The sequence below is a fragment of the Paenibacillus shunpengii genome (assembly GCF_042684905.1).
In the GTDB taxonomy this organism is placed as follows: domain Bacteria; phylum Bacillota; class Bacilli; order Paenibacillales; family Paenibacillaceae; genus Paenibacillus; species Paenibacillus shunpengii.
On record NZ_JBHUMJ010000002.1, the window covers coordinates 169,037 to 192,801 of the forward strand.

Annotated in this window: 22 protein-coding genes and 1 pseudogene; 22 read left to right on the forward strand and 1 reads right to left on the reverse strand. The window is 39.5% G+C overall.

What is annotated here, in order from left to right:
* Window positions 1–515: 515 nt before the first annotated feature.
* The gene (locus tag ACFSVM_RS00735) at window positions 516–5,297 is read right to left on the reverse strand and encodes a DEAD/DEAH box helicase (RefSeq protein ID WP_083655792.1); all 4,782 of its coding nucleotides are present in this window, start codon (window positions 5,295–5,297) and stop codon (window positions 516–518) included.
* Window positions 5,298–5,504: 207 nt separating this feature from the next.
* Between ACFSVM_RS00735 and ACFSVM_RS00740 the strand changes: the two genes are divergently transcribed.
* The 22 genes and pseudogenes from ACFSVM_RS00740 to ACFSVM_RS00845 all read left to right on the forward strand — a co-directional run bounded on the left by ACFSVM_RS00740 (window position 5,505) and on the right by ACFSVM_RS00845 (window position 23,725).
* On the forward strand, window positions 5,505–5,762 hold the full coding sequence (locus ACFSVM_RS00740; protein ID WP_076312368.1) for a hypothetical protein: 258 nt from the start codon (window positions 5,505–5,507) through the stop codon (window positions 5,760–5,762).
* Window positions 5,763–5,808: 46 nt separating this feature from the next.
* Window positions 5,809–6,159 carry a hypothetical protein gene (locus ACFSVM_RS00745; protein ID WP_083655791.1) on the forward strand — a complete coding sequence of 117 codons (351 nt, stop codon included), beginning with the start codon at window positions 5,809–5,811 and terminating at the stop codon, window positions 6,157–6,159.
* 1,096 nt (window positions 6,160–7,255) lie between these two features.
* Window positions 7,256–7,720: a hypothetical protein gene (locus ACFSVM_RS00750; RefSeq protein WP_076312367.1), complete on the forward strand. Its 465-nt coding sequence runs from the start codon at window positions 7,256–7,258 to the stop codon at window positions 7,718–7,720.
* Between the two features lie 141 nt (window positions 7,721–7,861).
* Window positions 7,862–8,212 carry a hypothetical protein gene (locus tag ACFSVM_RS00755; protein ID WP_256702765.1) on the forward strand — a complete coding sequence of 117 codons (351 nt, stop codon included), beginning with the start codon at window positions 7,862–7,864 and terminating at the stop codon, window positions 8,210–8,212.
* 345 nt (window positions 8,213–8,557) lie between these two features.
* Entirely contained in the window at window positions 8,558–8,938 is a 381-nt protein-coding gene (locus ACFSVM_RS00760; RefSeq protein WP_076312366.1) for a hypothetical protein, read from the forward strand.
* A gap of 222 nt (window positions 8,939–9,160) precedes the next feature.
* On the forward strand, window positions 9,161–10,387 hold the full coding sequence (locus tag ACFSVM_RS00765) for a WXG100 family type VII secretion target (protein WP_379259875.1): 1,227 nt from the start codon (window positions 9,161–9,163) through the stop codon (window positions 10,385–10,387).
* Window positions 10,388–10,400: 13 nt separating this feature from the next.
* Window positions 10,401–10,646: a hypothetical protein gene (locus ACFSVM_RS00770; RefSeq protein ID WP_076312364.1), complete on the forward strand. Its 246-nt coding sequence runs from the start codon at window positions 10,401–10,403 to the stop codon at window positions 10,644–10,646.
* 316 nt (window positions 10,647–10,962) lie between these two features.
* On the forward strand, window positions 10,963–12,237 hold the full coding sequence (locus ACFSVM_RS00775; RefSeq protein ID WP_379259877.1) for a WXG100 family type VII secretion target: 1,275 nt from the start codon (window positions 10,963–10,965) through the stop codon (window positions 12,235–12,237).
* Between the two features lie 12 nt (window positions 12,238–12,249).
* Window positions 12,250–12,543: a hypothetical protein gene (locus ACFSVM_RS00780; protein ID WP_076312361.1), complete on the forward strand. Its 294-nt coding sequence runs from the start codon at window positions 12,250–12,252 to the stop codon at window positions 12,541–12,543.
* Between the two features lie 157 nt (window positions 12,544–12,700).
* Complete coding sequence (locus ACFSVM_RS00785; RefSeq protein WP_379259879.1) at window positions 12,701–13,165, forward strand: hypothetical protein; 465 nt, start codon at window positions 12,701–12,703, stop codon at window positions 13,163–13,165.
* A gap of 140 nt (window positions 13,166–13,305) precedes the next feature.
* The gene (locus ACFSVM_RS00790) at window positions 13,306–13,803 is read left to right on the forward strand and encodes a hypothetical protein (protein ID WP_076312359.1); all 498 of its coding nucleotides are present in this window, start codon (window positions 13,306–13,308) and stop codon (window positions 13,801–13,803) included.
* A 288-nt stretch (window positions 13,804–14,091) separates the two neighbouring features.
* Window positions 14,092–14,394: pseudogene (locus tag ACFSVM_RS00795) on the forward strand (hypothetical protein).
* A 206-nt stretch (window positions 14,395–14,600) separates the two neighbouring features.
* Window positions 14,601–15,749, forward strand: a complete 1,149-nt coding sequence (locus ACFSVM_RS00800) for a WXG100 family type VII secretion target (RefSeq protein ID WP_379259882.1) — start codon at window positions 14,601–14,603, stop codon at window positions 15,747–15,749.
* A gap of 21 nt (window positions 15,750–15,770) precedes the next feature.
* Entirely contained in the window at window positions 15,771–16,175 is a 405-nt protein-coding gene (locus ACFSVM_RS00805; protein WP_076312356.1) for an Imm7 family immunity protein, read from the forward strand.
* A 75-nt stretch (window positions 16,176–16,250) separates the two neighbouring features.
* Window positions 16,251–16,391 carry a hypothetical protein gene (locus tag ACFSVM_RS00810; protein ID WP_379259885.1) on the forward strand — a complete coding sequence of 47 codons (141 nt, stop codon included), beginning with the start codon at window positions 16,251–16,253 and terminating at the stop codon, window positions 16,389–16,391.
* Window positions 16,392–16,502: 111 nt separating this feature from the next.
* Window positions 16,503–16,709 carry a hypothetical protein gene (locus ACFSVM_RS00815; RefSeq protein ID WP_379259887.1) on the forward strand — a complete coding sequence of 69 codons (207 nt, stop codon included), beginning with the start codon at window positions 16,503–16,505 and terminating at the stop codon, window positions 16,707–16,709.
* Between the two features lie 79 nt (window positions 16,710–16,788).
* Entirely contained in the window at window positions 16,789–17,670 is an 882-nt protein-coding gene (locus tag ACFSVM_RS00820; protein ID WP_379259889.1) for a GNAT family N-acetyltransferase, read from the forward strand.
* A gap of 90 nt (window positions 17,671–17,760) precedes the next feature.
* Window positions 17,761–18,330 carry a DUF4256 domain-containing protein gene (locus ACFSVM_RS00825; RefSeq protein WP_076312353.1) on the forward strand — a complete coding sequence of 190 codons (570 nt, stop codon included), beginning with the start codon at window positions 17,761–17,763 and terminating at the stop codon, window positions 18,328–18,330.
* Window positions 18,331–18,644: 314 nt separating this feature from the next.
* A complete protein-coding gene (locus tag ACFSVM_RS00830; protein ID WP_379259891.1) occupies window positions 18,645–19,817 on the forward strand; it encodes a dicarboxylate/amino acid:cation symporter in 1,173 nt (390 codons plus the stop codon).
* Window positions 19,818–19,995: 178 nt separating this feature from the next.
* On the forward strand, window positions 19,996–20,865 hold the full coding sequence (locus tag ACFSVM_RS00835; protein WP_076312352.1) for an alpha/beta fold hydrolase: 870 nt from the start codon (window positions 19,996–19,998) through the stop codon (window positions 20,863–20,865).
* Complete coding sequence (locus tag ACFSVM_RS00840) at window positions 20,862–21,638, forward strand: DUF1684 domain-containing protein (protein WP_076312351.1); 777 nt, start codon at window positions 20,862–20,864, stop codon at window positions 21,636–21,638. Before ACFSVM_RS00835 ends, ACFSVM_RS00840 begins: the two co-directional genes overlap by 4 nt.
* A gap of 452 nt (window positions 21,639–22,090) precedes the next feature.
* Entirely contained in the window at window positions 22,091–23,725 is a 1,635-nt protein-coding gene (locus tag ACFSVM_RS00845) for an ABC transporter substrate-binding protein (protein ID WP_090726610.1), read from the forward strand.
* Window positions 23,726–23,765 lie beyond the last annotated feature (40 nt).

Genomic DNA, 23,765 nt, shown 5'->3' on the forward strand with positions numbered 1-23,765 from the left:
GCTTATGACAAGAATCAAAGTTCCTATAGATGTGCTGCTATCGGTATCTGATCAATTCGACAATGCATCTAACCAGCTCAAGATGATCAATGAGGACCTTCTCCGGCACTGTTAATAGCAAATTTTTTCTGAAAGTTCCTTTAATATAAAAGATTTATTTTTATATGTTCGGAAAGGAATGGATATGTAGTATTTTAGGAAATAGTTGAAATAAATATAACGACTAGCCATTCAATTAAATGCTTAGTTTTATAATTTCGGATAGAATTGCAATTTTTTAATGAGAACAGAATCAGAGCCAAAAGAAAAAATGAAAATTCTATATCAAACATAAATTAAAAACTATAATCATCTATAATTCCAAAAGGTAAAAAAAGTGCTTTGAAACCTTAACGGTGATTCAAAGTCGAAAAATTAACGTAAAATTGGGTGAAATTGGATTAATAATTATCCAATTTCACCCAATTTAATTATAAAAACTGACCTGCCAAAATTATGGCAGGTCAGTTTTTAAATTATTTATATTTCTTTTCACTTTTTTCTGCGACCATTGGTAAATCATTATTATTCCCAATTGGATAAATTTCAGCACGATTGGTTTGATTATAATCAACCACCTCAAACTTAGGTAACTGATCAACTAAATCAATCGTCTTCATACTAACCGTAATCACAGACAGCAACAAATTCAAAATATACTTTGGATCATCACTGAATTCATTCGGATCATCAGTGATACCTGACTTATTATCTTTCTTCACTTGATACTGGTCAATAATCCATTCAATCGCAGGACGGCCGTTGCTGACATACTCATAGGCTTCCTCAGGAATATTTTTAATCGTGATATTTTCATTAAAAATAATCGTATCCAAAATACCTTTCCTTGGATGTTTCATTTTCTTTACACGATAATTTAGTTCGGGACCTGTGATTTGAACTTCAACGCCGTCCCAACTTGGTTGGTTTTCATAGTTTAAATGCAAATTTGCAAGTTTGCGTCCGATTTCAACATATTTTTCTTTATTTTTGAGTAAAGGGATACGAGGTAATGCCTTTTGTAAATCATTAGCGTACTTTTTACGATATTCTGTTGAGTGGAAAACACCATAAATATAATAAAAAGTATCTTCTGAGTTCAATTCGAATTTATGTCTGACGTTGTATTCATCCGAAATCAAACCAGCGAAATCATTATTCTTAAGATAAAAACCTTTGCCTGTAGCAACATAATGAAAATTTGGGATTTCATTGGTAATTAAAGCAGAAAAGCTTGATTTTTCTCCGGCACCTTGAATAATAATTCCTATATTTTCCCTATTGAATATATTATTCATATTTCCAGTACTTTCAATGATCTCTCGCTTATAGTACAACCATTTCTTAGTAAAGGGACGATACATACTTACAACTACTTTACCATCAGCTACAATTTTCTCCGACCTATCAAAGCGTTGGAACAGTGCACGAGTCCACTTAATATAAGATTCATCTTTGTTTGTTTTCCTTTGACGTTCGGCAATGTTAGCAATATTTGATAAACGATCTATTTCAGAATTATACCTTGCAATCATCTTTTCAGAGTTAGACTTAACCGCATTGTCTGAAAAATTGTATGTCCAACTATCACGGTTTGTCTTTATACCAGCTGCTCGATTTATGAAAAATTCTTCAATAGACAAATACTTGTCATAATTCTCATCGCGTTGGTTAATCCAGTCATTATTCTTATCAGGGACAATTGTCTGCCAATCAATACCTAAAATAGATTGGTTATTACGCAAGATAGCAAGCTTCTCATCACGGCTAAGATAGTCCCCAATATCATGATAATGTAATTTATGGTCACCACTACCATCTTTAACAAGGATACTGATCGCAATTGGCGTACGACTACCAGACCCAAATATTTTACCTCCCTCACGGCGTGAGGTTTCACCTTGTGTACGTTGGTCACCACGTAAATTAAAGATATACAGATGATTGAATTCTTCGTAAAGTGATTTACGGAGGCCATCAGCTGCACGACTATCAATAAATTGTCCATTGGTTACAAAGCCAATAACACCATTCTGATTCAATCGATCAGATGACCATCGAATTGCTTTAATATATGAATCATATAGTGATGTCTTATTTACTGCCGTTGAGTTTTTTGCATAAGTACGTTCAACAGCTGTATCTAATTTAGGATATTTCAAATTTTGAGCATCATCATTTCCAGAATTCTGACCAGCAGAATATGGAGGGTTACCAATAATTGCTGTTATTGGTACTTCCTGTTGACGTTTCAAGCGCTCATCATTAATTCCAAAAAAGCTATCATCTAGCGTGTCTTCTTTTTCGGTCGATTCAAAAGTATCGGTCAAAACAATACCTTCAAACGGTGCATAACCTTGTTCATCCCCTTTAATATCATCAAAAGTTGCTTCAATATTAATAGCTGCAATGTAATAACTCAAAAGCACAATTTCATTGGCGTGAAGTTCTCGCGTGTATTTACGCGTAATATCCGGAAGTGTAATGTTGCCTTTATCCATTTGTGTTTTGAGATAAGATAGCGTGCGGACAATAAATGTTCCTGTTCCAGTAAACGGGTCTAAGATATGGACACCTTGACTGGCAAGAGACTTGCTAAAATGTTTTTTTAGTACGTCATCAACAGATTTAACAATGAAGTCCACCACTTCAATCGGCGTGAAGACAATTCCTAATCGATCAGTAGTTGATTTGAAACCAGTTGAGAAGAATTTATCGTAAAGCGTGATAATGATTTTTTGTTTACCCTCTGCATTATCAACACCACTCGCACGTAATTTAACAGATTCATAAAATGGTGCGAGTTTTTCTTGTTCTTTCTCAAAGCCAGCTTTTTGCAATTCAATAACAATGGTTTCCATCGCTTGCGATACAGGGTTATTATTGACAAAGCTATATTCGTCAAAAAGAGCTTCAAACACTGGTTTTGTAATTAAATGTTGGGCCAGCATTTCAACAGCAGAATCTTGTGTAATACTTTCGTTGATATTATGTTGTAGGCCATGAACAAACTTAGTAAATTCAGTTTTGATAGGATTGTCTTTATCAATAAGTCGTTCATTTATCCATCTGATATAACGTTTAGCAATTTCATTAACGTCTTTTGACCAATCTTCAAGGTAGCGTCTATCTCCAACTTTCTGGACTATTTTACCGAAAATTGCATCTTCAATCTCATCCCAAAGTTGTAACTCTGTTTGAACTGGTTGCTCTACGTCGACACCTTGTCCATCCTCACCCTCTACATACGGTTTTCTTGGACGTCCTTTACCTGGATTGATGATATTGATATTTCCTGGTTTCTTTTTATTAAGCTGTAACTGATTAACAATAGCGTTAAAACGTTCATCAGTAGCACGCAAAGCATTTAATACCTGCCAAACAGCTGCATAAGTCTTATTGTCATCAAGAACATTCTCAGGCGTCACACCAGCAGGGATAACGATTGGTAAGATGATGTAGCCGTATTCCTTACCATCAAATTTACGCATGATGCGCCCAACAGCTTGAACAATATCAACTTGTGATTTTTTTGGTGCAAAGAAGATAACTCCATCGAGGTTTGGAACATCAATTCCTTCAGTCAAAAATTTTACATTGGACAAGACACGAGCTTCATTATTATCAATTTCACCAGCAAGCCAATCAAGTGCTTCTTTCTTTTGTAAAGCATTCAAACTACCATCAACGTGGCGAACATCAATTTGGAAACTTTCTTCAGCACTATCACCAAGATATTCATTCACTACGGAATTAAATTTTTCAGCAATTTTCTTCGAGTTCGCGATGGTATCAATGAATGAAATGGCACGTTTCATCGGTTGACCACTAACTTTACCAGTGGCACCTTCGCGTTTAATCATTCCATTCCAAACTCCTACAATACGTCCGACATCGTCTATATTTAATCCGTTCTCAGAATCAGCAAGGGTTTGTTGCAAATTTTTGGTCATAGCTTCTTCTTCAACAGTCAAGACCATTACTTTGTAATCAGTCAGATAGCCACGTCCAACCGCTTCACCAAAACCTAGACGGAAAATTTCTTTGCCAAAAATAGATTCATCATCCATAGAGGAGATAACAACAGACTTTTCAACGCCTTTTGATTTGGCATTATCTGAATAAATTTTTGGTGTTGCTGTTTGGTAAAGTCTAAGTTTACCTTGAACGATAGCGTTGCTATGAACTTTTGTAAAAGTACTATCTTCTTGACCTTGTTCCTTAAAACCTGTTGTTCTGTGTGCTTCATCTGACACAATAAAGTCAAATTCAGGATAGCCAAGTTCTTGCGCTTGATGAATGACATCTATTGATTGATAAGTACTGAAGATGACGTTCAACGTCACTTTGTCTCCTTTGTATTTCAAAGAATGATAATTTTTTACAACTTCAACCGCATTCGTAGTAGCTGGGAAACCAATATCGGTTGCTAAGATATCAGCATCATCGTCATTCGCTTTTTTCTTTGTTGCTTTCCTATCGGATGTAACAGCAAATGAATTAAGATTGAAATCGTCAGAACTATCAGCATTCCAACCAAACAGTGTTTGTGTTAAGAGTTGAATACTCGGTACAAGATACAAGACGTTATAAACTTTTTGATTACTATTTTTAGCAAACTGCTCTACCATTTTCAGTGAGGTAAAGGTTTTGCCTGTTCCTGGTGCCATAACAAGCATTCCTCGATCATGAGTCTTAAAGTATTCTTTCGCAAGGTCAATTGCTTTGTCTTGATAGTCACGTGTTTTTTTGTGACATTTTATAATAATTTCCTTTGGTTTTTCAAAATCGACAGAAGACCAATCAACTTTTGAGTGTCGTAAGTCAGACAATCCAATTTTTTGTACTTGCTTGGTTTGCGAATCAACTGTATCAAGTGCATTTTGATTCCACTCATCAGTAGTAGAAACAATCATGCCCGCACTATAATAACTTTTACCAAGTTCTGCAATGAATGAATTGATTTCAGCCTTGCCGACTTTTCCTTGATAAAATTTGGCTTGAATTGCAGTTAGTTCACCTGTATTACGGTTTTTGGCAACCAAGTCCACGCCAGTATCTTTCTTAGGTATACAATATTCTTCTGGTACATCTTTTAGTTGCCAAACATCAGAATATAGATTCTTGTAAATTGGTTCATTTTGCAAATATATCTGTACTAACTGTTCAAAGTAAGTACCACGATTACGTTGGATAGTACCTGCAGATTTATTGATTATTCTAATCAGATGATCAAATGATTGTGTAGAAGTATTCATAAATTATTGCTCCTTATAGTTTAAGAACTCTATCACTAGAGGTTACTTCTTTGATAGCAAAGATATTTGTTTTTTATTATTATATCGTTTTATTGAGATTATTACATTTGATTTTGTATTGTTCAGCCTAATCATAGAATAGCATTGTATATAAAATTTCAGTATAGGAATTTTAGGAATTTAAATCTGACGAGTATTATTAGTTTTATGATAGAGATGGGAATTGAGGCTAAAGAAAAGCTAATTAAATTCAAAAAAGCATATGGCCCGAAAACTGAGACCAGAGATACAATTCAACAACTGCGAGAATACAGAAAAATGCTGGAATGGATAAAAGGTGGTGAAACGAATGTTTTCTATAAATGTAGAATTTTCGATGTATATCAGCAGCATATGGATGAAGGAGAACGAGAAACTTTTCTGGAAGGAATGTTATCATGGAGTGGAGTATGTAGTTGGTTTTAACAAAGGCAGAGTTGGTCAATTTTATCCTGAATAGTAGGTGAGCAAATTGTTTCATGTAAATACCTTTATTAGTAGACCTGACAGAAAAATTAACGACCTATCACTTTTGGAATCTAATATCGAAGAATATTTTGTCCAGATTAAAAATGCTCCTGAGATATTGAATCTCGAAGATTTATTAGATTTTAAATATTTGAATGGAGCAATTACTTTAAAGTATTTCCAAGAGTCTTTACTTGATGTTACCTTATGGGATTTAGTTGACCAATTATGGGCGTATATTTTAAATGTTATAGAAAATTTGATGAATTTAGGAGAAGGGGAGACTTACTTTCCCGATCAACCTGTAAAGCTACGATTAAATCAATATCTAGGGATAAAGTGCAGTATGAGTTAGAGGGTAGGCACCACTTTAAAGTTGTACTTCCCAAAAATGAATTGATTGTAGCCTTATTAGATGGAGCAGAGGAATTTTTTAAAAGTATGGAGGAGTATTTTAAAGGTAAATGTAATTATCAATATGAAATTGATAAGATTGCTTCGTTGAGAGATCGATTCAAACAACAGCGTTGATGAAGAGCTGACCTAGTGTTAAATGAACCTCTTTCCCTCGTCATTAACTCTATTTACTGTAATTAACTTGCGGAATATGAAAAGAGGTAATACAAATGAGGTATATAGCTCGAGTTAAAGGATTAGACCCACAAGAGGATTAGAAATTCGTGAATTATGTGATAGTAAAAAAGAACTTGAACGAATCGGTACAAGCTATAATTATTATATTCGTGGTGTTCTTAATGAAGATTCAATTGATGCAGGGACCGTTATTTCTGACGATGACGAATATTTTGCTAACTATCCTGATTTAATTGGCAAAGCTGTAAAGTTCCAGGTTGAGAGCAGCACGCTTTGCACCCGAGTTAAGCCAAGCCGAAAGAATGATGCTTGCAAGAGATGCTATTCAGCGATTACGGAATGAAGGAATAAAATTGAGAGATGTCAAAGAATCACTTGATATTTTTGAAAGATAAGGAGATCTAACAATGAGTTATACACATATTATGCAAGTAGGATACAGTATAAACCATGAAAAATTAGGCTGTATTATTGGAGGGGCGCTGATTCATCATTCTCCTCTGACCATTCAAATATACCGAATCTCACTGAAAAACATATTATGGTTAGAACTACAAATGAAGAATTAAAATTTAAAGTGAAAAATATGAATCTCTCTACTTATATATCTGGGATGATAAATATCGGAGTAACCGTATATGATTCAGATAATTTCTCAAAGATTAGAACGGGAGATCATGTTTTTGCTCTATTGGATTAAGAATCATTGGAATATATCTCTTTAAATAATGGGTTTGTGGATCGAATCGTGAACCTTTGAAATGTCATCTCCTATTCAAGCCGCTGAACTCGCTGACGGATGAGCTCATTTTCTTCAGTAGCTCAATTATCCTTTTTAGATGAAAGGAGAAACCGAAATGAGAAAATACAATCGAACTAAAGAAGAGCTTGATAAGATAATTGAATTTGTAGAAGAAGATTTTCCAAGACATCATCGTAAACTAGAAGAAATCACGGTAAATACCGTATTAACCCCAAGAGAAGCCATTGATCTCGCTAAAAGATATCATCAAGAGCATGGATTAGATGGAACGGTTGATGAACGAACAGAAAGCTTACTCTTTGATGAAGCCTATACATTTAGGATAAACCCGGATGATAGAGAGAATGATGATATACGGCCAGCTTGGAGAGTGACGGTTGATCTTGAGCCTAATCCATTTTTATTTGAGGATTATACTCTAATAGTATCAGACCCAGATAAGACAGTGATGGGTATGTTAGATGCTAATGGACATCCAGTATCGGATGGTAACGAAATCACAGACGAAGATATAGAATATATTACGAGTGGCGAAGAAGCGGAAAAGGATAAGGCATGATGCCCCAGGAGATTTCATTGAAGTTACAAACGGTAGGGGAATCACATTCCTAGAAAAGAAGTTAGCTGATGGACGTGGAGTAAGGCTTAATCAAGACGGAACATTTAAGGGTTTTATTGATCAATAAGAGGAGTGATATTTTTGGAAAATATGGAGATTATACTAGAAGACTTTCCAAAAGTTGAGTTAGACAAGTTAGTATATAATGAACTTGAAGTTAGCTCGTCTGAAGTTAAGTCATCCCATTTCTATGACCACAATAGTGGTTCAGATATTAAATTTTATCAAATTAAAAGTTTCTCGGATGTACTCTCACCGATTGGAACGGGAAATGTATATCTTAAACAGTTAGAAATAGGGAGCCAATTAAATGATGTAATGATTATATTCTCCTTTAATGAGGATGTAGGAGGTGTTACATTTAATTTTTCGGAAAATGAACTATACGAAGGTAAAAGTTTAGAGGTAAGACAAAAAGTTAAAAAACACTAGAATATCTTGCAGTCATAAAAGATAAATTCAACATACCAAAAATCAGATTTGGGTTTGAGCCTGCAACAGATGATGATACTTATTTAGTAGAGCTTGGTGAGGAAGAATTTAATTTAGAGGATAAAGTAGATCTCATGTTCAGATAGAAAAGTTCTAACATGTTAAGACTTGGCATTGTAGGACGTGAGAGGTTGGTTATGACTACGATCGGAGTACCTGAATAGTACATAACTTGGAAATGTGAATGAGAGCCTGCTCCGGGGAATTTTCATTACTCATGTCGCATTGGTTCGGCCAAAGGGAAGCTCTCTTCGAAACGGACTCTAGCGAAATGAGGTAACAATAATGAGGTATATAGCTCTAGTTAAAGGATTAGACCCACATATTGAAGAGGAAGTTACACTCGAAGTACAAGGAATAGAGTTTACGGGATTTGCGTTTATATGCCCTTATGAAATTGAAGTAGGAAAAGAATACCCTGTTACCATAGGATTTATGATATTAGATGGATTAGAAATTCGTGAAATATGTAATAGTAAAAAAGAACTTAAACGAATCGGTACAAGCTATAATTATTATATTCGTGGTATTCTTAATGAAGATTCAATTGATGCAGGGATCGTTATTTCCGACGATGACGAATATTTTGCTAACTATCCTGATTTAATTGGCAAAGCTGTAGAGTTCCAGGTTGACCGAATTAGTGTGGAATTTTTGAAGATCTAAAATTATTTGAACCTTGACTGGCTGCGGGCTTTTCAAGGTTTCTTTTTTGTATTACTAACTCCGTCCGTCGCGCACCACGCTTCGTGGGTTATTTTGCCATCCTGCTCATTAATGAAGGTCTTCCGTATGAATCGACGTGATTAATGAAAGGACATGGGTACCTTTTCCATAGGGTGATATATAAGTAAAATTATACCTATCTATCAAATGGAGAGGTAGCTTATGACAAGAATCAAAGTTCCTATAGATGTGCTGTTATCGGTATCTGATCAATTCGACAATGCCTCTAACCAGCTAAAGATGATCAATGAGAACCTTCTCCGGCAAATTTTTATGCTGATGTCCAATTGGTATGGTCAGAGAGGGACTGCTTTTCAAACGGATTTTAAGACAGCGTATGAACAGATGAATGTAACCGTAGAGCGTATGCATGTGATCAGTCAGGAACTGAAGGGTATTGCTGTTCGCTTTATGAATGCGGATCAGCTGCAAGAGTTTATGGGTGAACAGCGGATGGAGTTGTTCGCTAAACTCAGCACAACAAGCAGCAGTGAGCCTCCTAGATCGTTTATGGATCAAGTCGGGGACACCGCAAAGGATCTGGCAGGAGGACTCAAAAAAGGTCTAGGAAGCGTAGTCGAATCATTAAAAGATACAGGAACAGCCATTGTAAAGAATCCCATCGGGACGTTAGGGGACATGGCTTACAATGCAACTGTAGGGACCGCCGAAGATGTAATTGGTTTCGCTGCATGGGGCAAAAACATGGTTATGGATGAAGGAGAACGTGAAGCATTCTTGGAAGGAATACAGGAGGAGGTCAACGCATCCGGAAAAGCTAACTTTGTTGGCGAACAAGCAGGAGTAATGTTGGGTTCGATTCTGGTAGGAAAGCTTGGGATTAAGGGAGGAGGCCCTAATCGTAAACCTGATACAGGTGGAGATGGTGGTAGCCGTAAGGACAGTAATGAGGGGACAGGTGATCTTCATCCAAATGGGACGCCAAACCCAACACATAATGCTAAAGGTGAACGGATTGATAATGTAGACATACCTAAAGTGAAACTCACTTCTATACCTGAGTATATGAAACAAGAAGATATTGCAAATAATAAATATGCAAGCTTTAGAACTATGAAGAATCATATCAGTGATATTGCAAAGAATACAGGTTGGAAAGAAGCTGATATTCAGCAGATTAAGAATCATTTGTTCATAGAAAAACATAAGTTTGACAATGGACAAGTAAAATTGTTTGACCCAAATTATCAACAAGCTATGGCATGGGAAAGAATGGTGCAAGGAAACTACAATAAGAATGACATCCTTTTGCTCAATCACGAATTGTTTGAATCTAATTACATGAAAAAGCATGGGGCTACCTATGAAAAAGGACATGCGGAAGCTCAAAAGTATTATAATTGGTCGGATAGTATATATGAAGATTGAGGAGGAGATAGGTTTGGCTACGTACGTTTTGCTGGTGAAAGAAGAAGAAACTGAAGAGTTTGTAGTGTATAAATTTGGCCCTGATAAAAATAATTTGGGGAGGTTACGGCTAAACAAAATTAGTGCAGAACCTGAGGAGATTGAAAAAGTACCGGGCACGACTAGTAATTTCTATTATTTTTCAGCGGCATCAAAACTAATTAGAATACTCAAAGAAGGAGATGGAGTTTTTCCTGACACAACGTCATACGCTTCTTAAGTTATATCTCTCGGAAGTGCTGGTTGTTGAAACAGTTCCTAAACAGATTATCCATGTAGTGAAGACTAATTTATCTAACCTTGATAGCCTTGGTGCTTTTCAAGGTTTCTTTTTTGTATTACTGACTGATTCCGTCCGTCGCGCACCACGCATTGCCAATCAGGCGAGGGGCAGATTTGTGGGTTATTTGCCATCCTGCTCATTAATGAAGGTCTTCCGTATGAATCGACGTGTTCATTGAAGGGACATGGGTACCTTTTCCATAGGGTGATATATAAGTAAAATTATACCTATCTATCAAATGGAGAGGTAGCTTATGACAAGAATCAAAGTTCCTATCGATGTGCTGCTATCGGTATCTGATCAATTCGACAATGCATCGAACCAGCTTAAGATGATCAATGAAAACCTTCTCCGGCAAATTTTTATGCTGATGTCCAATTGGTATGGTCAGAGAGGGACTGATTTTCAAACGGATTTTAAGACAGCGTATGAACAGATGAATGTAACCATAGAGCGTATGCATGTGATCAGTCAGGAACTCAAAGGAATTGCCGTACGCTTCATGGATGCGGATCAGCTGCAGGATTTTATGGGTGATCAGCGGTTAGAGTTATTCGATAAACTTAGTACAACAAGCAGCAGTGAGCCTCCTAGATCATTCTTGGAAAAAGCGGGAGACGTCGCAGCGGATTTTGGCAGTGGGGTTAAAAAGGGCCTTGGAGATCTGGGGGATTCATTAAAAGACACAGCAACTAACTTATACGAGGATCCGATAGGGACACTGGGTGACATGGCATATAACGCTACTATAGGAACGGCAGAAGACATAAAAGGTGCTGTTGTATGGGGCAAAGATATGGTCATGGATGATGAGAAGCGAGAAGCATTCTGGGACGGCACACAGGCCAAAATCCAGGAATCCGGGGGGGTTCCTAACTATTTAGGTGAACAGGCAGCGGTTATTTTAGGTTCTGCAGCAATTAGTAGAGTTGGAATTAAGGGAGGTTCGAAGTTAAAGACTGAATCAGGTAGAAATGGAAGTAGTTATGAAGAGAGCTTTAATAAGACTGATCTTGCTAAAAATTTTATTGATACAAAAGGATTTAGGAATGATACTCCACTTACTCAGGAACAAATAAATGAAGTAGTTAGTTATGCTAAACAATTGGGGTTTCCAGAGAATCAAATTATTATCGCCGATCAGATAACTACCACTCAAACAAGCATAGCATATGGAGAAATACTGTTTATTAACAATGATGTTTTACCAACCAATTTACCAACTAGAAATCCAAACTCTTTAATTAGTGGTAAAGGTACTATTGCACATGAAATTGTCGGACACTATGAGACAGTAAAGAAAGGAACAGCTTTTGATCAATTTGACTTGATTAACAATGAAATGATTCCAAATCCAATAAATACTGCCCTAGATGAAGCACAAGCTAGTATTAGAGCAGCACGCTTTGCACCCGAGTTAAGCCAAGCCGAAAGAATGATGCTTGCAAGAGATGCTATTCAGCGATTACGGAATGAAGGAATAAAATTGAGAGATGTCAAACAATCACTTGATATTTTTGAAAGATAAGGAGATCTAACAATGAGTTATACACATATTATGCAAGTAGGATACAGTATAAACCATGAAAAATTAGGCTGTATTATTGTAGGGGGGGTTGATTCATCATTCTCCTCTGGCCATACAAATATACCAAATCTCACTGAAAAACATATTATGGTTAGAACTACAAATGAAGAATTAGAATTTAAAGTGAAAAATATGGATCTCTCAACTTCTATATCTGGGATGATAAATATTGGAGTAACCGTATATGATTCAGATAATTTCTCAAAGATTAGAACGGGAGATCATGTTTTTGCTCTATTGGATTAAGAATCATTGGAATATATCTCTTTAAATAATGGGTTTGTGGATCGAATCGTGAGCCTTTGAAATGTCATCTCCTATTCAAGCCGCTGAACTCGCTGACGGATGAGCTCATTTTCTTCAGTAGCTCAATTATCCTTTTTAGATGAAAGGAGAAACCGAAATGAGAAAATACAATCGAACTAAAGAAGAGCTTGATAAGATAATTGAATTTGTAGAAGAAGATTTTCCAAGACATCATCGTAAAGTAGAAGAAATCACGGTAGATACAGTATTAACCCCAAGAGAAGCCATTGATCTCGCTAAAAGATATCATCAAGAGCATGTATTAGATGGAACGGTTGATGAACGAATAGAAAGCTTACTCTTTGATGAAGCCTATACATTTAAGATAAACCCAGATGATAGAGAGAATGATGATATACGGCCAGCTTGGAGAGTAACGGTTGATCTTGAACCTAATCCATTTTTATTTGAGGACTATACTCTAATAGTATCAGACCCAGATAAGGCAGTAATGGGTATGTTAGATGCTAATGGACATCCAGTATCGGAGGGGAACGAATTCACAGATGAAGATATAGAATATATTATGAGTGATGAAGAAACGGAAAAGGATAAGGCATGATGCCCCAGGAGATTTCGTTGAAGTTACAAACGGTAGGGGAATCACATTCCTAGAAAAGAAATTAGCTGAAGGACGTGGAATAAGGTTTAATCAAGACGGAACATTTAAGGGGTTCATCGATCAATAAAAGGAGTGATAGTTTGGAGAATCTGGAGATTATTATAGAAGACTTTCCAAAAATTGAGTTAGACAAGTTAGTATATAATGAACTTAAAGTTAGCTCATCTGAAGTTAAGTCATCCCATTTCTATGACCACAATAGTGGTTCAGATATTGAATTTTATCAAATTAAAAGTTTCTCAGATGTACTCTCACCGATTGGAACGGGAAATTTATATCTTAAACAGTTAGAAATAGGGAGCCAAGTAAATGATGTAATGATTATATTCTCCTTTAATGAAGATGTAGGAGATGTAACATTTAATTTTTCGGAAAATGAACTATACGAAGGTGAAAGATTAGAGGTAAGACAAAAAGCTGAAAAAATACTAGAATATCTTACAGTCATAAAAGATAAATTCAACATACCTAAAATTAGATTTGGGTTTGAGCCTGCAACAGATGATGATACTTGTTTAGTAGAGCTTGGTGAGGAAGAATTTAATTTAGAGGATGCAGTAGATCTCATGTTCAGATAGAAAAGTTCTAACAAGTTAAGTCTTGGCATTGTAGGACGTGAGAGGTTGGTTATGACTACGATCGGAGTACTGGCATAGGTGCTTCTATCTGTCTGAGAGCAGTTCAATAGAGTATCTACACTACTTGGAAATGATATGAATGAGAGCATGCTCCGGCAAATTTACATACTCATGTCGCATTGGTACGGCCAGAGAGAAGCTCTTTGAAACGGATTTTAAGTCCGTATATGAGCAAATGAACTTTACGATCCATCGTATGCATGTGATTAGCCAAGTGAGGTAACAAAAATGAGGTATATAGCTCGAGTTAAAGGATTAGACCCACATATTGAACAGAAAGTTACACTCGAAGTACAAGGGATAGAGTTTACGGGATTTGCAATTCATGAAATATGTGCTAGTCAAAAAGAACTTGAACGAATCGGTACAAGCTATAAATAATATATTCGTGGTGTTCTTAATGAAGATTCAATTGATGCAGGGATCATTATTTCCGACGATGACGAATATTTTGCTAACTATCCTGATTTAATTGGCAAAGCTGTAGAATTCCAGGTTGACCGAATTAATGTGGAATTTCTGATGGACTAAAATTGTTTGAACCTTGACTGGCTGCGGGCTTTTCAAGGTTTCTTTTTTGTATACTGACTGACTCCGTCCGCCGTGCACCACGCATTGTCATTCATGCTCATTAATGAAGGTCGAATCGACGTATTCTTTGAAGGGACATGGGTACCTTTTCCACAGGGTGATATATAAGTAAAATTATACCTATCTATCAAATGGAGAGGTAGCTTATGACAAGAATCAAAGTTCCTATCGATGTGCTGCTATCGGTATCTGATCAATTCGACAATGCATCTAACCAGCTTAAGATGATCAATGAGAACCTTCTCCGGCAAATTTTTATGCTGATGTCCAATTGGTATGGTCAGAGAGGGACGGCTTTTCAAACGGATTTTAAGACAGCGTATGAACAGATGAATGTAACCATAGAGCGTATGCATGTGATCAGTCAGGAACTCAAAGGAATTGCCGTACGATTCATGGATGCGGATCAGCTGCAGGATTTTATGGGAGAACAGCGGATGGAGCTCTTCGCTAAACTAAGTACGACAAATCACATTAGCGAACCGCCTAAATCATTCATAGATCAAGTCGGGGACACCGCAAAGGATCTGGCAGGAGGACTCAAAAAAGGGCTGGGAAGTGTAGTCGAATCCTTAAAGGATACGGGAGCAGCCATAGTTAAGAATCCCATCGGGACTTTAGGGGACATGGCTTACAATGCAACTGTAGGAACCGCCGAAGATGTAATTGGTTTCGCTGCATGGGGCAAAAACATGGTTATGGATGAAGGAGAACGTGAAGCCTTTCTAAAAGAGATTCAGATGAAAGCGAACGAGTCCGGAAAAGCTAACTTTGTTGGCGAACAGGCAGGTGTAATGTTAGGCTCCTTCCTGGTTAGTAGGATTGGGATTAAGGGAGGACCGAATCATAAAGCGGATACAGGTGGTGACGGAGGAAGTTCTAAGAATAGTGCTGTAGGGAAGGGTGACACTGCTTCTAACTTCATTAGCGGTAAAGGTATCTATACCCAGTATTCAGGTGGACTAAAACAAGCGAATAAGGAAGATGTAAATGCAGATTTGCTTGCAAAAAAAATTGGTGGACAGTCTCGAATGATATTCAATAATGATCCAAAAGGTCGAGAGTTTGATGTGATTTCTGAACAGTATATTGGTCAGACCAAAACTTCAATGAATAGTTTGAGTTCACAATTTAGGGAACAGGCAAAGGCTACCATTGAAGCTTCTATTGAAACAGGTGGGAAGGCATATTTTCATTTTGAGACTGCACCTGCAGATAAAGTAATTAGACAATTAAAGGAATATGAAAAGAGGTATAATGTTGAAATTGTTATCGATATCTCTTCATTAAAATAAAGGACTAGAGAGGAGCTAAACATGTATCAATATCATGGATGGGCAGTTGTATTAGAAAATACTAACGATGAGACGAATAAGGAAAAGGAAATAAACATTTTGGAATCAATTAAAGTGTATATTGAGGGTTTACAACCTAATGTAGATGTTATAGAAATGAAGGCAATAAATGGACAATATCATCTTTGGATGACGGGGTTGTGGAATCGAGAGCCTTCTTCAAATTATAATCCAGTGGAAATAATGCGGAACATAGGGGATCTTGCACCTGGCTCATATGGAATGCTCTATGTTTTTAATGATGAGCACCCTAAACATTTTAATGAATTTAAAGTTTACGTTCTTGCGAGGGGAAGCATTCAAGAAAAAGACGATCCATTTTTGTCTCCATTAATCCCTGTTGTAGCCGACGATTCTGAATTTTAGAATTTGGTAAGCTATGACCGTATAAGGATTTCGGCATTCTGAGTATACGAATAATCGCGAATGGAGGTAGGAGGGATGGAAGATACTTATCTAAAGGAACCTACATTTACACTTAGATTAAGTGGGGAGTACTTTGAAAATGAAATAGGTTGTTTAGGAAAACAACTTGCTCAAATATTAACCTGTATTCAGCATGAAACTTCCAATCTTACTTGATTTGCTTTTGATGTGTTTGGTAGCAGTACTCAGCCCTCAGAGGTGTTGTTTCCGAAGCCTTACTCTGAAATCCTGAGTACAGATGAACTCATCAAAAAAGTGGAAAAAATAGTGCAATTCCATTCCGGAGTGTTCATTGGAATTGAAAAAGGTAAAAAAATAGACTGGGACACTCATTTATTACCGGAAACAGAAGAAAGTGAAGGATTACAACACCACGAAGCAGAATTGGAAATTCGTCCATTTGATACTTCATACTTTGAAGTTTACGGAATGAACAAAGATATTGAAGCCAAAATTAAATCTTGCATTATATGATCTATGAGTTTATTGATCCAGTGTGCCTACATAAAGACTGCTGCATTATCTGTGTCTATTTAATAGGAGGACTGAGCTCATGTACACATACGAAACACTAGATAACATAGATACTCAAACCTTGCACCACGCGTTTCTAGAGGCTTTTTCCGATTATCAGGTGAATATCAATCTATCACTTGAAGCGTTTCAGAAGATGCTTGTAAGAAGAGGATATTCTCCGGAGATTTCGATCGGTGCATTTACAGAACCTGGACATGAGCTAGTTGGGTTTATCCTGAATGGATTGAGAAAGTGGAATGGAGCACGAACCGCATACGACCTTGGCACCGGCGTTACACCTTTACATAGACAGCAAGGGATTTCAAGCCGCATGTTCCAATCGGTACGCGAAGAGCTGAAGCGGAATCAGGTGGAGCAGTATTTGCTGGAGGTTCTTCAAAACAATGAAGCTGCCTTTGAGCTATACAAAAAGCAAGGGCTGTCCATTACAAGAAACTTCTCATTCCATAAGCTGGAGCAGAGCCGTTACCATGCAAAAGAGCTGACTTATACCATCGAGTACCTGACAGAAATTGATTCGGATACATGGGAGCAACTGCAAATGTTGTGGGATTTCAGCCCCTCCTGGCAAAATTCGATCGATTCCATTCGCGCTGTGCAGAAGCAGTTTGTCTATGCAGTCGTACGGCTGGAGAAGAAGATTATTGGTTACGGCATCGTAGACTCAGCAACAGGCGATGTCCCGCAAATTGCGGTGCATCCTGTATACAGGCGCAAAGGGATCGCGACGAGTATAGTAGACACATTGATGAATCATTCGAACGGCAAACAACTGCGAGTGATTAATGTAGATGATGCGTGTGAGGGTATGAAACTGTTTTTGGATAAAGTAGGATTTGAAACGATTGGACATCAATACGAAATGATGCTTACTCTTGATAGAAATGGAAAGAAATAAGAAGATAGAGTATAGAACATGCAATAAAGATCCCCGAGGACGGTACGTGATAGCCATCATTTTAAAACAAGCACTGGAGGTTATATTTTAATGGAAAATAAACAGAGGACATTAACACCGGAGCAGCAGGAAGAAATCCTGTCGATATTAAAAAAGCGTTTTGAGAAACATATGGATCGCCATGAGGGAATCGAATGGAGCGCAATAGAAGATAGGCTGCACACCCAGCCGGAAAAACTGTGGTCGCTATCTGAAATGGAGAGAACCGGCGGTGAACCGGACGTAATTGGTTATGACGCAGAGCTTGGGGAATACACATTCTGTGATTGTTCCGCAGAGAGCCCAAAAGGCCGTAGAAGTATATGTTACGATCATGAAGCACTGGAGTCCAGGAAGCAGCATAAGCCAGAGAACAGTGCGGTGAACATGGCAGCTGAGATGGGCATTGAAATGCTGACAGAAGAACAATTCCGGGAGCTTCAGCAGAAGCTTGGAAAGATTGATAACAAAACATCAAGCTGGGTCCTTACGCCACCGAATATTCGTAAACTGGGTGGGGCGATATTTTGTGATTACCGATATGATACGGTGTTTGTGTACCACAATGGGGCAGATTCCTATTATGGAGCCAGAGGCTTCCGCGGTTTGCTGAAAGTTTAGTGGTGGATTGAGCAGCATCATTAAACGGCATTTTTAATGTATAAACATCAGATAATCCCAGAGAAACAAATAACCTTGAATGGCATGCTGCCGTCAAGGTTTCTTTTTTTAGCGGACGCTGTTGGTCCAAGGATACCTTCACACAAGACAAAGAAATATAAATTAGGGAAATTATTTAATAATACTCAAATTTCATACATTTAGGGCATGACAATTATACTATTATGTGATATATTTTTGAGAATTCCGCGTTAAGAGGACTAGTGTCCTTGTGCAGTGGACATTAAAATATGACATTAATAGGTGATGACATCATGAATAAGATGAAGCTCGGCCTGCTGCCGAAGATATTGATTGCCATTCTGCTCGGGATTGCGGTGGGCTCGTTCTCGCCGGAGTGGCTTGTTGCTGGACTTGCCACTTTTAGCGGATTGTTTGGTAATTTTTTAGGCTTTGCCATACCTTTAATTATTATCGGATTCATAGCGCCGGGAATCGGCGAGTTGGGGAGAGGAGCAGGACGCCTGCTTGGAATGACGACAGGACTTGCTTATGTTTCTTCCATTATAGGGGGCTTGCTGGCCTTTCTTGCTGCAACCTTGCTATACCCGTATATACTGGAGGCGGGAAGCCTTACCCAGTCATTCAGCAATCCGGAAGAGGCACTGCTTGCGCCTTACTTCACCGTAGATATGCCGCCTGTATTCGGGGTCATGACTGCCTTGCTGCTGGCCTTCACATTGGGGCTTGGGGCTGCGGTCATTAAGGGACAAGCTCTGCAAAATGTCATGGTTGACTTTAGAGCCATTGTCGAGAAGTTAATCGCTTCGGTGATCATTCCGCTGCTTCCTTACCATATCTTCTGTGTGTTTGCCAATTTGACGTATGGTGGACAAGTGACGATGATTCTGTCTGTATTTGTGAAAGTGTTCGTTATGATTATCGTTCTGCACATTCTATATTTGGTCATACAGTATGTGGTGGCAGGACAGATTGGGCGTAAGAATCCATTCACTCTGCTTAAAAATATGATTCCCGCATACTTTACAGCGATAGGGACACAGTCCTCGGCTGCAACGATTCCGGTGACGCTTCGTCAGACGAAGCTGAATGGGGTCAAGGAAAAGGTAGCTGATTTCGTTATTCCGCTGTGCGCGACGATCCACTTATCCGGCAGTACGATTACGCTCGTTAGCTGCTCGATGGCCGTTATGGTGCTGACAGGGATGCCGATTACCTTCGGTTCTATGTTTCCGTTTATCTTAATGCTGGGTGTGACGATGGTGGCTGCGCCTGGCGTTCCCGGTGGTGCGGTCATGGCCGCACTCGGTCTCTTGGAGTCCATGCTCGGCTTCGATACGACGCTTACTTCTCTGATGATTGCGCTATATATTGCCCAGGACAGCTTCGGGACAGCAACGAATGTTACGGGTGACGGTGCGATTGCGATCATCACGGATCGAATGAGCAAGTCGGAGCCTGCATAAGCTATATATAGTGAAGAAAAACAGCTCAGCTCCTGTTACAGGAAACTGGGCTGTTTTGATGTTTCTCTACATTTAATCATACAGCACTGGACAAGCTTGGTTTGACTTCATCTTTTTGAGCAGAGATAATTAGAAATTAACAGCATCATTAGACTTAACAGAAAGCGAAGTGTATATCATGTTTGCATCGATCAATGGAACGCGTCTCTATTTCGATATTGAGGGTTCGGCATATGTTCCACAAGGAGAGAAAATGGTAAAACGCCCCGTGCTGTTCGCCATTCATGGCGGCCCGGGCAGTGATCATTCGGATTTTAAGCCATGGCTTACGCCGCTGGCTGATCATATGCAGATTGTGTACCTGGATCAGCGCTGCAATGGACAGTCGGAGCGGGTAGATCCGGCGACGTGTACGCTGGAGCAGCTGGCTGATGATATTGAGGCACTACGGGTGTATCTGGGCTTTGACCGGATCAATCTGCTGGGCCATTCCTTTGGCGGCTTTGTATCACAGGTATTTGCAAGCCGTTACCCGGATTCGCTGGACAAGCTGCTGCTGGTGGATACGGCACCAAGCAAGGAATTCTATCCCGCTGCCCTGGAATTCGCCAGCCACATCGCGACACCAGAACAAATGGCTATGATTCCGGAGCTGTTCGAGGGCCGGATTGAGGATGAGGAGCACGCTATTCGCTGGTGGGATCTGAACTACGATCTGTATTTCCATGTGAAGGACGAGAAGATCATGCGTGAGACAGGAAACCGTCCCATCGGTTCCATGGAAGTGGCGAACTATACCTTTAAGCATCTGATTCCTCAGTACGATGTACGGGACAAGCTGCCAGCATTTACAATGCCGACCTTAATCGTTGGGGCAAAATATGACTGGATTACGCCCGTATCCCAGGCGGAAGAGATGCATCGGCTCATTCCGAACTCGGAGCTCGTTATATTTGAGCACAGCGGGCACAGTCCGTATGTAGAAGAGAATGAAGCGTTCCTGAAGCGTGTGCTTGCCTTTCTGAACATCGAGGGAGAACAGCAATGATTGATATCTTGACTTGGAGAGCGGAGCGGGAACGTTCAGTTGCTGAATTTCAAGGGGATTTAGCGCTCGTTAAGCTGCATTTCGTGCAAGGTACGACGACCTTCGAAGACATTCCAGGGGTATGGGAGCCGCTCACTTCTGGAACCCCGGGTCTCAAGCTGACCGCTGCCGCAGCAGACGGATTGACGATCGAGGGGAAGCCGGTAGACGGTACCGTTATTCTCGAAGCAGATCATACGCTTGTTCGCCTGTCTGAGCGGATCACGCTTGTTGCTACGTCCCAGCCGGGCTCCGATCATCTGCTGGCCGTATATGATGCGAAGGCTGATGCCGTGCAGCAGTATGAGGGGCTCTCCGTATTCCCTTATGACCCAAGCTGGTGTATGACAGGAACCTATATTCAGGAAGAGGAAGGCCGCACCGCAGCCTTCGCGCATGTGTCGGATCAGGAAGGCGCAGGGCGTATGCATCAGTCCCCCGGTGACATCCACTTCGAGTATGAGGGAGCAGCATATCGCCTGACGCCGTTTGCCTCTGGAGATACGCTGGTTATCGTATTCGGCGACCGGACGAATGGGCAGGAGACCTATGGTATGGGGCGCATGGTTAATGTTATACCGGAGGCGAACGGTACGGTACAGCTGGATTTCAATTATGCTTACCTGCCTCCGTGCGCTTTTTCACCTCATTTCAACTGCCCTATGCCGCCTTCGCATAACCGCTTGCCATTTCGAATTACAGCAGGAGAGAAGCAAGTGCGGTTTCGTAAATGAAAGAATATAAAGAAAGAGGGAGACAGCCAGCTGTTCTCATTCTTTAGTATATAGAGAAGAAGGAGACAGCCAGTTGTCTCAATCTTTAATGTATAAAGAAAGAAGGAGACAGCCAGCTGTTCTCATTCTTTAGTATATAAAGAAGAAGGAGACAGCGAAAACTGTCTTCTTTTTTTGTACAACCCACCAAATAAATGTCGCTTTATGTCTAAATCAAGAGGTTAAATATCGAAAAATAAAAAATAACATTGAAAAACGTCAGATTTTATTTGAATGACGCGTTAAATGATAGTAATATGATTTGTTGAGTATTCTCTTTGTCATTAACTGTTAGCTGGAGAGATTAATAATTATACAACATACAAAAACTGTGCATTGACAAAACTTTCGAAAAATCTGATAGTTAATTAAAACAGAGTAGAATAATAGGAATTAGAATAAGGGGTGCACAAATGGCGATCAAGAAGACACACAGAAGAGCTTTAGCGTTTATGCTTACTGCATTGCTGGTCATTATATCCGCATGTGGAAGCAGTGGTGGCGGTGACAATAATGAAGGCGGTACCAGCAGTACGGATAACAGCGGCAAGAAGGCCGTCAATATCGGAGTAACTTATGCACCAAGCGGTATTAATCCGCTGTCCCCGGTGGGACTTGTTTCTACATATGTAGCAGGTCTGATGTTCCCGCCGCTGGTCGAGCTGGATTCGAATCTGGAATATCAGCCGATGCTCGCGGATTCCATTGAGACAGAGGACAATACAACCTTTACTATTCAACTGAATGAAAATGCGAAGTGGACAGACGGAACTCCGGTTACGGCAGACGATGTTATTTTTACGCTGAAGCTGATGAGTAATGTAAAGGTTGCTTCCAACTACGCTTATATTTTTGCAACGATTGAAGGCTTGGATGATGCAGGATATCTCCCGGAAGGTGAAGATGAAATATCCGGTGTCAGCAAGGTGGATGACCATACACTAACGATCAAGACCAAAGCACCAACGACGCTTGATATTTTCAAAGATACCATTGGACGTAATCTGATGACGCTGCCACAGGCGGCACTGAAGGATATTGCACCAGAGGATATTAATACAAGTGATTTTATGCAAAACCCTACGGTTACTAGCGGTCCCTACAAAATGGTGAATTATAACCGTGATCACTTTGTAGAAATGGAAGCAAACCCGGACTATTTCAAGGGCGCTCCTAAGATTGAGCAATTGAACTTTAAGGTGCTTCAAGGAACGGCAGTGGCTGCACAGCTGCAAAGCGGTGAGATCGACATGAACATTCCTTCGGCCGGTGTTATTCCGATCAGCGATTATGAGAATGTGAAGGCGCTGGAGCATGTGACAACCGTAGACGGACCTCCGATTGCTACACAGTTTATGTACATTAACGAGAACTCCGTACCTGACGCGAAGCAAAGACAAGCCATCTCGTATGCAATGAACCGTGAGATGATTGTGAACAATCTGCTGAAGGGCTCTGGTGAAGTGATTGATGATTTCTTTACTAGCTACAGTCCTTATAAAGATGAGAGCCAGCAGCCAGTCGCATATGATCCGGAAAAAGCAAAAAGCCTGCTTGCTGAATCCGGCTGGGATTCCGGCAAGACATTAACTCTGTCTGTTCTGTCCGGTGATGCAACGCTGGAGCAAGCGGCAAACATTGTGGCAGAGAACCTGAATGCAGTTGGTGTGAAGGTTCAGATTCAAATGCTGGATCTGGCGACACTGCTCGATCGTATCGTGAAGATGGAGTATGACCTTGGTATTCTGACGGTATCCCTAACACCGGTCAATCCGCTGCCGGATATCGCATACTTCTTGTCCGAAGGCAATCCGAATGCTTATAAGAATGAAGAAGTAGACAATCTGCTGAACTCGCTGTCCGCTGAGGTGGATGAAGAGAAGATTATGGACGACTACAGCCAGCTTCAGGCGATCCTGAAGGAAGATGTGCCCATGCCGTCGATCTATGCAACCAAGGCACTTGGGGCGGTAAATAAGCGTGTAACAGGAGCAACACCTCAAGACTTTGGCATGTTTATTAACGTGCACGAGTGGGATGTACAGTAAGAGTAACAGTAAGAGTTTATATAGGATGAACAAATCTTGG